The 11,497-nt window shown below is 70.2% G+C and carries 9 protein-coding genes; 6 read left to right on the top strand and 3 right to left on the bottom strand.

The window, feature by feature from the left end:
• Positions 1–40: 40 nt before the first annotated feature.
• Entirely contained in the window at positions 41–787 is a 747-nt protein-coding gene (locus tag V1227_RS35285; protein WP_329789508.1) for an IclR family transcriptional regulator, read from the top strand.
• 351 nt (positions 788–1,138) lie between these two features.
• Here the strand turns inward: V1227_RS35285 and ftsY are convergent, their stop codons facing one another.
• Positions 1,139–2,458, bottom strand: coding sequence for a signal recognition particle-docking protein FtsY (ftsY, locus tag V1227_RS35280; RefSeq protein ID WP_329789507.1), 1,320 nt, complete (start codon positions 2,456–2,458; stop codon positions 1,139–1,141).
• Positions 2,459–2,578: 120 nt separating this feature from the next.
• On the opposite strand from ftsY, the gene V1227_RS35275 reads away from it, so the two are divergent.
• Together V1227_RS35275 and V1227_RS35270 are read left to right on the top strand one after the other, a co-directional pair.
• The gene (locus V1227_RS35275) at positions 2,579–3,700 is read left to right on the top strand and encodes an anhydro-N-acetylmuramic acid kinase (RefSeq protein WP_329794187.1); all 1,122 of its coding nucleotides are present in this window, start codon (positions 2,579–2,581) and stop codon (positions 3,698–3,700) included.
• On the top strand, positions 3,688–5,247 hold the full coding sequence (locus V1227_RS35270) for a sodium:solute symporter (protein ID WP_329789506.1): 1,560 nt from the start codon (positions 3,688–3,690) through the stop codon (positions 5,245–5,247). Before V1227_RS35275 ends, V1227_RS35270 begins: the two co-directional genes overlap by 13 nt.
• Here V1227_RS35270 and V1227_RS35265 read toward each other — a convergent pair.
• Positions 5,197–6,120, bottom strand: a complete 924-nt coding sequence (locus V1227_RS35265) for a GNAT family N-acetyltransferase (RefSeq protein ID WP_329789505.1) — start codon at positions 6,118–6,120, stop codon at positions 5,197–5,199. The genes V1227_RS35270 and V1227_RS35265 overlap by 51 nt on opposite strands.
• Before the next feature lie 90 nt (positions 6,121–6,210).
• Here V1227_RS35265 and V1227_RS35260 point away from each other — a divergent pair, with 90 nt between their 5' ends.
• The 3 genes from V1227_RS35260 (at position 6,211) to V1227_RS35250 (ending at position 7,865) form a co-directional block, all read left to right on the top strand.
• Positions 6,211–6,660 (top strand): tetratricopeptide repeat protein, encoded by a 450-nt coding sequence (locus V1227_RS35260; RefSeq protein WP_329789504.1) that lies wholly within the window; start codon positions 6,211–6,213, stop codon positions 6,658–6,660.
• Between the two features lie 128 nt (positions 6,661–6,788).
• A complete protein-coding gene (locus V1227_RS35255; protein ID WP_090095433.1) occupies positions 6,789–7,127 on the top strand; it encodes a hypothetical protein in 339 nt (112 codons plus the stop codon).
• A gap of 24 nt (positions 7,128–7,151) precedes the next feature.
• Complete coding sequence (locus V1227_RS35250; protein ID WP_329789503.1) at positions 7,152–7,865, top strand: lysophospholipid acyltransferase family protein; 714 nt, start codon at positions 7,152–7,154, stop codon at positions 7,863–7,865.
• 10 nt (positions 7,866–7,875) lie between these two features.
• On the opposite strand, the gene smc is transcribed toward V1227_RS35250, so the two are convergent.
• Positions 7,876–11,484 carry a chromosome segregation protein SMC gene (gene smc, locus V1227_RS35245; RefSeq protein WP_329789502.1) on the bottom strand — a complete coding sequence of 1,203 codons (3,609 nt, stop codon included), beginning with the start codon at positions 11,482–11,484 and terminating at the stop codon, positions 7,876–7,878.
• Between the last annotated feature and the right edge of the window lie 13 nt (positions 11,485–11,497).

Below are 11,497 nucleotides of genomic sequence, written 5' to 3'. Positions count from 1 at the left end.
TAGTTTTTGCATTGCGGAACTGCAATGGAAGGAGCCGCACGTGTCCACAGGTGGCGTGCAGTCCCTGCAAAGGGCATTCGACCTGCTCGAACGCCTGGCGGACGCGGGCGGCGAGGCATCGCTGTCGGAGCTGGCGACCACGTCCGGCCTACCCCTGCCCACGATCCACCGCCTCATCCGCACCCTTGTCACGCTGGGCTATGTGCGCCAGAACAGCAACCGGCGCTACACCCTCGGCTCCCGCCTGATCCGCCTCGGCGAGACCGCCTCGCGCCAGTACGGCACCTGGGCCAGACCACTGCTCTCCCAGCTGGTCGACTCGGTGGAGGAAACGGCGAACCTGGCGGTCCTGGACGGCGACGAGGTCGTCTACGTGGCGCAGGTGCCCTCGAAGCACTCGATGCGCATGTTCACGGAGGTGGGCCGCCGCCTGCTGCCCCACGGCACCGGCGTGGGCAAGGCGATGCTCTCGCAACTACCGCGATCCGACGTCCGCGCACTCCTGGAACGCACGGGCCTACCCGCCTACACGTCGAACACGATCACAGACGCCGGCGAGCTGCTGGCTTCACTCGACGAGATCGCCGAACGCGGATACGCGCTGGACGAGTCCGAGCAAGAACTCGGCGTGCGCTGCATCGCGGTGCCGGTGGTGGGAGGTCCGACGCTGGCCGCGGTGTCGGTGTCGGGCCCGGAGGGACGGCTGACGAAAGAAGCGGTGACCCGCATCCTCCCCGAGGTGCTGGCAGTGGCGAAGCGGCTGGCGGACCAGGCAGCAACAGCCTGATCAAGCGCGACGCCGAAGGCGAGCCGTCCGAACGCCTTCCCGAGCAAGTGCTCCCGGCGGTGGGTCCCATCACGAGTCGCGCCACAGCCCCGGCAGCCGCCCAACGAAACAGGCGTGCCATCAACCCGCTCGAAGCGCCGGCCCCCTGATCAGATTGCCGGGGGTCTGGGGGCAGAGCCCTCAGGGGAACCGCCAAACAGGAACCCGCCAACGGCGACAGGGAACCCACGGCCAGAGCGCACACACCAGCGAAACCGCACGCTAACGCAGGCGTCCCCCCACCCTCAGGACCCCTCGCAACACAACCTACCCAGCACCCCCGACAAGATCAGGCGGCCGAGGCCCACAAGATCACCCGAGCAGCGCGTCCACGAACGCACCGGGCTCGAACGGGGCCAGGTGGTCCGCCCCCTCCCCCAGCCCGACCAGCTTCACCGGCACCCCGAGCTCCCGCTGGACCTGGAACACGATCCCGCCCTTGGCGGTCCCGTCCAGCTTGGTCAGCACGATCCCGGTGATGTCCACCTGCTCGGCGAAGACGCGGGCCTGGGCCAGCCCGTTCTGCCCGGTGGTGGCGTCCAGCACGAGCAGGACCTCGTCGACGACGGCCTGCTTCTCCACCACGCGCTTGACCTTGCCGAGCTCGTCCATCAACCCGACCTTGGTGTGCAACCGGCCGGCGGTGTCGATCAGCACCGTGTCCACACCGGCGTCCACGCCGCGCTTGACGGCGTCGAAGGCGACGGAGGCCGGATCCCCGCCCTCGGGGCCGCGAACGGTCTCGGCACCGACCCGCTTGCCCCAGGTCTCGAGCTGGTCGGCGGCGGCGGCGCGGAACGTGTCAGCGGCACCGAGCAGCACCGTGCGCCCATCGGCCACCAGGACGCGGGCGAGCTTGCCGGTGGTCGTGGTCTTGCCGACGCCGTTGACGCCCACCACGAGCAGCACGGCGGGCTTGCCGGCGTGCGGCAGGGCCTTCAGGGACCGGTCCATGCGCGGCCCCAGGGCGTCGACCAGCACGGACCGCAGCAGCGCCTGGGCCTCGGCCTCGGTCCGCACTCCGGACCCGGCGATCTTCGAGCGCAGCGTGTCGACGATCTCGGTCGTCAGCGCCGCGCCGAGGTCCGCGATCAGCAGCGTGTCCTCGACGTCCTGCCACGAGTCCTCGTCGAGGTCGCCGGCGCCCAGCAGGCCCAGCAGCGAGGTGCCGAAGGCGTTGCGCGACTTCGAGAGCTTGCCGCGCAGCCGTTCCAGCCTGCCCTCGGTCGGCTCGATCTCCTCGACCTCGGACGCCTCTTCCGGCAGGTCGATCTCGACGAAGCCGCGCTGGGGCGAGTCGCGCGGCACGGAGGCGTCGTCGCCCACGCCCGGCTGGCCGTCGACTTCGGTCCGGTCGGCCACCGGGTGCTCGACCGGCGCCGGGCGCTCGACCGGCGCGGGGCGCACGGGGGTCACCTCGGCCACGGCGACCGCTTCGGCGTCGGTGGCTTCGGGGGTGGCCGGGGCGAACGTGATCCCCGACGCGGCCTGGTACCCGCCGGGGCGAGGGGTCTCCTCCTTCTGGGTCAGGCTGATGCGACGGCGACGCGTCAGCACCACACCGGTCACCAGCGCGGCGATCAGCACGACCGCCACTACTACGAGGATCAGGACAAGGGAGGACGTCGACACGGGACCATGGTTTCACAGGCCCGCATGTGATCTGTCAACCAGCTGTTGCTCAATTCAGCGAAGATTTCACCACAGCTCTTGCGCCCGACCACGGTGTGGAATAGACCACACGTCGTGAGGGTGATCGGACTGATTTCCGGCACGTCGATGGACGGCATCGACGTCGCCGTCGCCGACCTGTCGATCAACGGCGACGTCGTCGAGCTCGTGCCGGTGCAGTGCGCCGAGCACCCGTTTCCCAAGGACCTGCTGGAGAAGCCGCGGGACCTCGCTGAAGTGTGCGCCTTCGACACGTCGCTCGGGCAGGCTTTCGGTGAAGTCGCCGCCGGGTACCTGCCGGCGGACCTGATCAGCTCGCTGGGGCAGACCGTGCACCACGAGGTCCAGGACGGCGACTGCCTCGGCACCCTGCAGCTCGGCCAGCCCGCCTGGATCGCCGAACGGACCGGCGTGCCCGTGATCGCCGACCTGCGGGTCCGCGACGTCGCGGCGGGAGGCCAGGGCGCCCCGCTCGCGAGCACGCTGGACGCGCTCTGGCTGGCCGGGGACGCGCCCGCCGTCGCGCTCAACATCGGCGGCATCGCGAACATCACCGTGGTCAGGCCGGGCAGCCCGCCGATCGCCTACGACACGGGCCCCGGCAACGCGCTGATGGACGCCGTCATGGAGGTGTTGTCCCGAGGCGAACGCCGCCAGGACACCAACGGCGAGTTCGCGAGCAGGGGCGCCGTGCGCGAGGACGTCCTCAAGAAGCTCCTCGCCGACCCGTACTACGCGAAGCCGTGGCCCAAGTCGACGGGCAAGGAGCACTTCAACGCCGAGTACCTGCAGGGCCTGCCCACGGTCCAGGCCGAGGACATGCTCCGCACGCTCGCCGAGCTCACCGCCCGCACCATCGCCGACGCCTGCCGCGCGCACGACGCGAGCACCGTCGTCGCGTCCGGTGGCGGCATGCGCAACCCCGTGCTGGTCGAGGCGCTGGCACGTGCCCTCGACCCGATCCCGTTGCGGATCAGCGACTCGCTGGGCCTGCCGCGCGACGGCAAGGAGGCCTACCTCGCCGCCCTGCTCGGGTTCCTGACCTGGCACGGGATCGCGGGCAACACGCCGTCCGCGACCGGAGCGTCCGGACCGCGGCTGCTCGGCAGCATCACGCCCGGCGCCGGGCCGCTGAGGCTGCCCGAGCCCGTCACCACCGCCGTGACCAAGCTGGAAGTGGGGGAGCCGAAATGCGCGGACTAGACCTCGCGATCATCGCCCTGTTCCTCGTCGGGATGCCGTTGCTCGGCATGTGGATCGGCGGCAGGCAGAAATCGTCCACCGACTACTTCGTCAGCGAGAAGCGCATCTCGTGGTGGGTCGTCTGCCTGTCGGTCGTGTCCGCGGAGACGTCGACGCTCACCGTGCTGAGCGTGCCGGTGATCGCCTACATGGCGACGCCGGCGCAGGGCGGCATGACGTACCTGACGCTCGCGCTCGGCTACATCGTCGGGCGCGTCGTCGTCAGCTTCGTCCTGCTGCCGCGCTACATCGCCGGTGACCTCGTGACGGCGTACGCGTTCCTGGGCAAGCGGTACGGCGGCGGCATGCGCGCCACGGCGTCCGTGACGTTCCTCTTCACGCGCCTGCTCGCGGACGGCATCCGGCTCTTCGCGACGGCGATCCCCATCAAGCTGGTGCTCGCCCGGTACGGCGTCGACGCCGGCTATTGGACGATCATCCTCGCGCTCGGCATCGCGATGGTGTTCTACAGCTTCTTCGGCGGCGTGCGCGCGGTCGTGTGGGTCGACGCCATCCAGATGCTCTGGTACGTCCTCGGCGGTCTCGTGGTGATCTGGTGGCTGTCCGGCCAGCTGCCGGACGGCTGGTTCGCCAAGGCCGTCGACGTCGACAAGTTCCAGGTCTTCGACTTCACCTCCTCACCGCTGACGGGTGCGTACCCGTTCATCGCCGCGTTCTTCGGCGGCGCGCTGTTGTCTATGGCGTCGCACGGCGCGGACCAGCTGATCGTGCAGCGGCTCATGGCCACGCGGGACGTGAAGTCCGCGCAGAAGGCGTTGATCGCCTCCGGCTTCGTGGTGTTCCTGCAGTTCGCGTTCTTCCTGTTCATCGGTGTGATGATGTGGGCCTTCTACAACGGCGTCGACCCGGTGAAGGACCTGGGGCTCGGCAACAAGGACGAGCTGTTCGGCTACTTCATCGTGAACGAGCTGCCGTCGGGCCTGTCCGGCTTCGTGATCGCCGGCATCCTCGCGGCCGCGCTGTCGTCGTCGTTGGGCGCCTTGGCCTCCAGCACCGTCACCGACGTCTACGAACGCGTCCGCAAGACCCCGATGACCGACGAGGAACGCCTGCGCCACGGGCGGATCTGGACCCTGGTGTGGGCGGGTCTGCTGATCGTCTGCGCGGGTCTGTTCGCCTCCTCGAACAAGACCACCGCGGATCCGATCGTGGTGCAGGCGCTCGGCATCGCCGGCTACACCTACGGCGCGCTGCTCGGGGCCTTCCTGCTCGGCCTGGTCTTCCGGCGCGTCACGCAGGCGGACGCGATCATCGCGTTCGTGGCGACGGTGGTGGTCGTCGGGTTCGTGATCCTCGGGGTCAAGTTCGCCGGCAGCACGCCGACGATCCACTTCGGCAAGGCGACCTCGGAGCTGAAGTCGCTGACCGGCTGGTGGAACACGCCCCTGGGGGTGGCGGTCACGATGCTCGTGGGCGGGTTGCTGTCGCTGCGCCACTCACGCGGTGTGGCGGTACGCGACGAGCTCGACGTGAAGGCGGAATCCTAGTCGGGCGAACATGTTCTGCGAGGACTCGTTGCCGGCGTAGATCGACGCCGCGGCCTGCGGCCGGGCCCCGTGCTCGGCCGCGAGCTTCCACAGCAGCTCGGTGACGAGAGCGGCTCCGACGCCCTGGCCGCGGACGTCGGGTTCGACGGCCACGAAGTCGATGTAGTACTCCTCGGGCTGGGCCTTGCCCGCGGCGTACCCGAGCACGCGTTGGCCGTCCATGGCGACGACGACCGTGCGCGTCTTGGGATCGGATTCGACGAGTTGCCTGCCGGACAGGTACGTGCGCGGGAAACATCGCTCGTGCAGCACGGCGACGGCCTCGTGCACGAACTTGTCTGTCGGCAGGATGCGCATCTCGCGCTCGTTGGGACATTTGGCGTCCCTGAGGAGCAACGTGCGCAGGTCCCCGTTGTCGAGGACGTGGATGGCACTGGCCTTGCCGGCGCTGAAGGCGTGGCGTTCGGCGAACGCCGCCAGCCGCCGGTGGGCGGTGTGCCCGTAGAGCTCGAGGTCGGTGATGCCGGTGAGGAGCTCGGTGGCGCGCCGGAACATCGCGTCGGCGGTCTGGTCCCAGATGCGGCTGCCCGCGGGGTGGTTGACCGGTACGTCGACGAACGGGCCGTGCAGCCACGCGCGCTCGAGCTCGGTGTCGATCTCCACGCTGAGCATGCCGGTGATGTTGTCGTCGGCGTCGACGGCGACCACCGTGCAGTCGGCCCAGCTGGGCTCGAACTCGGCGAGCTCCGCGCGGAGCTCTTCGACTGTCTCACCGAGGTACCCGATGTGGTGCGCCTTGTCGGCCTGGAGCCGGACCAGCAGCGCCATCGTGGCGCCGAGGTCGCCAGGTTCGGCGAAACGGATGTCGTACATGAGAGGAATGGTTGCTCGCACGGCCGTTCGAAGCGAGGGAGTTTTCACCGGCCCCAGGTCACGGCCGCGCGCTCGCGTAAAATCGGGCGGATGTCGTCCGCCGGGGAACTCGAAGAGCTGCACGCCCGCGCCGCCGAGGCCGAGGCCAGAGCCCACGCGGGTGACTTCAGGACGGCCGTGAAGGAGCTCCGGGCGCTCGTCGGGCAGTACGGGGAGGTGGCGGGCGCGGACGCCCCCGGGACCCTCACCGTTCGGCTGAACCTGGCGCGCGTTCTGGGCGCGGCGAAGCAGTCCGCCAAGGCCATCGCCGTGTGCGAGCCACTGCTGCGCGACCAGGTGCGCGTGCTCGGCCCCGACCACGAGGACGTCCTGGAGACCCGGCAGCTGCTCGCGAACCTGCGCTACGCGACCGGGGACACCGGTGGCGCGGCCGCGGACCTGGAGCAGCTCCTGGCCGCGCTCTCCCGCGTTCTGATGCCCACCCACGACCGGATCACGAAGGTCAAGCGCGACATCGAGTTCCTGAAGCGGACCCGCTGAAGCGGGAGACAACACTCACACCGACCCCCTCCGCGACGCTGGTATGCCGGGGCACTACCACCGGCGCCGCGGGCACGACAACCAGATTCGGGCTTGCAGCCCAGGTGAGGGTGGGGGACTCTTTTACGGTGAGTGAGGAAACGATCCAACTCGATCTCAACGAATCCGGGGTGGCCGTCGACCTGCCCTTGCCGTCGAACAACCGGGACGGTGTCCAGGGAGTTCCGTACAGGCCGGTCGAGTTCCGAGACGATGATCTTCCCGCCGCTCTGGAACGTGCTGCCGCCTGGTTGCGGCAGACCCAGGAGTGGCTGGGCGAGCCCGTGGACGTCATCGCAGTCCATCTCGACTACGACGACACCCATGGAAACCCGTACTACGACCTCAAGCTGCTGTGCAACGACGAGGACCTGGCGGGCGTGCCCAAGGTCATGCGAGAACACGAAGGGGCGGCTACCGGTCAGTAGCTTTTCCGGCTACCGTTCGGAAGCATGTCGGATCGCGTATATCCCCCGGTGATCGCCGCAGCGAAGCTCATGTTCAAGGTGCTCGACCTGCGGATCACCGTCGAAGGGGCGCACCACGTTCCGCGCACGGGTGGAGCCGTGCTGGCGTCCAACCACGTCAGCTACCTCGACTTCATCTTCGCGGGCTACGGTGCGCACCCTTCGAGGCGCCTCACGCGGTTCATGGCGAAGCACGAGATCTTCGCCAACAAGATCGCAGGCCCGCTCATGCGCGGCATGCACCACATCCCCGTCGACCGGAGCGCGGGCCAGGCCTCCTACCAGCAGGCCCTGTCCGCGCTCCGCACCGGCGAGGTGGTCGGGATCTTCCCCGAGGCCACCATCAGCCGCTCGTTCACGGTCAAGGACATCAAGTCCGGCGCGAACCGCCTCGCGCACGAGGCCGGCGTGCCGCTCATCCCCGTCGCCCTGTGGGGCACCCAGCGCCTGTGGACCAAGGGCCGTCCCAAGGACCTGACCCAGCGGCACATCCCCATCACGATCCTCATCGGCGAGCCGTTCGAGGCCTCCCCCGGCGACTCCGGCGACTCGCTGCTCCGCAAGCGCCTGCAGGACCTGCTGGACGTCGCGCAGGCCGGCTACCCCAACGAGCCGGGTGCCTGGTGGGCTCCGGCGCACCTGGGCGGCAGCGCGCCCACTCCGGAGGAAGCGGCGGAGCTGGACCGCGGCGGGCGCTGACCCGCGGCGCTCAGGCCTCGGCCTGAGCCGGTTCCGCGGCGCGCGCGGGCTCGTCGCCCGTCGTGCGCAGCCGCTGCGAGATCACCTGCGAGATGCCGTCACCGCGCATGGAGACGCCGTACAGCGCGTCGGCGATCTCCATGGTCGGCTTCTGGTGCGTGATGATCAGCAGCTGCGACTTGTCCCGCAGCTGCTGGAACAGGCCGATCAGCCGGTGCAGGTTCGTGTCGTCCAGCGCCGCCTCGACCTCGTCCATGACGTAGAACGGCGAGGGGCGGGCGCGGAAGATCGCGACCAGCATCGCGACCGCGGCCAGCGACTTCTCGCCACCGGAGAGCAGCGACAGGCGCTTGACCTTCTTGCCGGGCGGGCGGGCCTCCAGCTCGATGCCGGTGGTCAGCATGTCCTCGGGCTCGGTCAGCACCAGGCGGCCCTCGCCGCCGGGGAACAGGACCTTGAACACGATCTCGAACTCGCGCGCCACGTCCTCGTAGGCCAGCGTGAAGACCTCGAGGATCTTGTCGTCGACCTCCTTCACGACGGTGAGCAGGTCGCGGCGGGTGTCCTTGATGTCCTCGAGCTGCGTGGAGAGGAACTTGTAGCGCTCCTCCAGGGCCGCGAACTCCTCCAGCGCGAGCGGGTTCACCTTGCCCAGCAACGACAGGTCGCGCTCGGCCCGCTTGGCGCGGCGGGCCTGGGTGTCGCGGTCGTACGGCATGGGCTGCGGTTCGGAGACCTGCTCGCCGCGGTCCTTGGCGGCCTGGTACTCGGCCATCTCGGCGGCCGACGCCGGCACCATCACGTCGGGGCCGTACTCGTTGACCAGGTCGTCGAGGCCGATGCCGAAGTCCTCGGCGATCTTGGTCTCCAGCTGTTCGATGCGCATGCGCTGCTCGGCGCGCAGCACCTCGTCGCGGTGCACGGCGTCGACGAGCTTCTCCAGCTCGCCGGACATCTCGCGCACCACGTTGCGCACCTGGGTCAGCAGGAGCTCGTGCTGCTGGCGGCGTTCCTGGGCCAGGTCGCGCTCACGGGCGGCGCGGGCCAGCGAGATCTCGATGCGTTCCAACGCCTGCTCACCGCCGCGGACGACGGCCTTCGCGACGACCGCACCGCGCGCACGGTGCGCCGTGGCGCGGGCGTGGCGTTCGCGAGCCTCACGCTCGGCGCGGGCGGCACGGCGTAAGGCGTCTGCCTTGCCCTGTACGGCCCGTGCGCGCTCTTCTGCCGTGCGCTGCACCAGGCGGGCGTCCATTTCGGCCTGACGGGCCTGAGCCAGCTCCGCGGACAGCGCGTCGCGCTGGTCGGTGTCCGGCTCGTCCTCGAGGGTCTGCTCCTCCTCGGCCATCAGCAGCCGTTCCTCGAGCTCGCCCAGCTTCATCAGGGCTTCCTCGCGGGACCGCTCGACCTTGGAGCGCTGCTCGGTGATGCGGGCGACCTCGGCCTCCGCGGACCGCACGGCCGCGGCCATCCGGTTCAACCGCTCGCCGGAGCGGGCCTGGCGGACCTTGGCCTCCTGCACGGCCTCCTTGACCGCGTCGAGCACCTTGCGGCGGGCCTGCTGCTCGGCGCGGGCACCTTCGAGCGCCGCGGAGGCGTGCTCCAGCGCCCGTTCCGCCGTCGCCAGCTGCTCCTGGGCCTCGTCGACCGCGGCCTGCACCTCGATCACGCTCTGACCCTGGCCACCCGAGCCGCCGACGGCCCAGTCGGAGCCGAAAACGTCGCCTTCACGGGTCACCGCGCGCACGTTCAGGCGTGCCGCCGTGTCGAGGTCGTCGACCACGGCGAGGCGGTCCAGTGCTCGCGCGAGCGCCGGGCGCAACGCCTCGGGCGCGTGCACGACGTCGATCGCCCAGCGCGCGCCGTCCGGCAGGTGACCCCACGTGGAGGTGTCCACAGTGGACCCGCCGGAGCCGATCAGCACTCCCGCGCGACCGGCGTCCTTCTCCTTCAACAGCTTCAGGGCGGCCAGCGCGCCGTCCCCGGACGACACCGCGACGGCGTCGGCGATCGGGCCGAGCGCGGCGGCCAGCGCCACCTCGAAACCCGGTTCGACGGTCAGCAGCGCGGCGACGGAGCCCAGCAGGCCCGGCACGTCCGACGCGAGCAGCGCTCCCGCACCGTCCTTGCGCGTGAGACCCAACGAGAGAGCGTCGACGCGGGCCCGCCACGACGCGATGTCGCGTTCTGCCGTGCGTTCGGCCTTGACCAGCTCCTCGACGCGCTGGCGTGCCGCGTCGTTGGACTGCACGGCCTGGCGGTGGCGTTCGTCGAGGTCGTGGTCGTCCTCGTCCTCGGTGCCGGTGATCTCGCGGGCCTCGGCCAGTTCCATCGACGCGAACTCGACCCGTTCGGCGGCCTCCGCCACCGTGACGGAGAGGCGTTCGATCTCCTCGGCGGTGGCGTTCGTCTTGCTGCGCAACGCTTCCACCTGACCGGACAGGCGGGCGAGGCCCTCCCGGCGGTCGGCGATGGCGCGGACGGCGGCGATGTGGGCCTTCTCCGCCTGCGAGACCATGCGTTCCAGCTCGGCGCGCGTCTCCACGGCCTCGGCCAGGGCGATGCGGGCCTCGGTCACGCCTTCCTGGAGCTCCAGCTCCATCTCGGCGGTCTCCTCGGCCTCGCGGTCGAGGTCGTCGGGGTCGCGGCCCCTGCTGGGGGCGTCCACGTCGGCGGAGAGGTGCCGCGCGCGTTCGGCCGCGAGCCGGACCGTGCCGCGCAGGCGTTCCTCCAGAGCGGACAGCCGGTACCAGGTGTCCTGCGCGGCCTGCAGCTTCGGCGAGTCGGCCGCGACCCGCTCCTCCAGCTCGTTCTGCTGGTACTGCGCGGCCTGCAGCGACTTCTCGACCTCGGCGCGGCGCTCGCGGGCCTTCGCCTCGTCGTGCTCCTCCTGCGCGATGGCCGCGCGCTGCGTCACCAGGTCGTCGGCGAGCAGGCGGAGCTTGGAGTCCCGCAGCTCGGACTGGACGACCTGCGCGCGGCGGGCGATCTCGGCCTGCTTGCCCAGGGGCTTGAGCTGGCGGCGCAGCTCGGCGGTGAGGTCGGTGAGGCGCGTCAGGTTCGCCTGCATCGCCTCGAGCTTGCGCAGCGCCTTCTCCTTGCGCTTGCGGTGCTTGAGGACGCCGGCGGCCTCTTCGACGAACGCGCGCCGTTCCTCCGGTTTGGACTCGAGGATCGCGGCGAGCTGGCCCTGACCGACGATCACGTGCATCTCGCGGCCGATGCCGGAGTCCGACAGCAGCTCCTGGATGTCCATGAGGCGGCACGAGTTGCCGTTGATCTCGTACTCGGTGGCGCCCTCGCGGAACATGCGGCGGGTGATCGACACCTCGGTGTACTCGATCGGCAGCACGCCGTCGGAGTTGTCGATCGTCAGCGTCACCTCGGCGCGGCCGAGCGGCGCGCGGCCGGACGTGCCGGCGAAGATGACGTCCTCCATCTTGCCGCCGCGCAGGTCCTTGGCACCCTGCGTGCCCATCACCCAGCGCAGCGCGTCGAGCACGTTGGACTTGCCGGACCCGTTGGGTCCGACCACGCAGGTGATGCCGGGCTCGAAGCGCAGCGTGGTAGCCGAGGCGAAGGACTTGAAGCCCTTCAGCGTCAGGCTCTTGAGATGCACGCCGGGCAGAGTA

Source organism: Lentzea sp. DG1S-22, from assembly GCF_036321065.1.
Lineage (GTDB): Bacteria > Actinomycetota > Actinomycetes > Mycobacteriales > Pseudonocardiaceae > Lentzea > Lentzea jiangxiensis.
The sequence above is the reverse complement of the archived record's forward strand: the minus strand, read 5'-3'. Positions and strand labels throughout refer to the sequence as shown.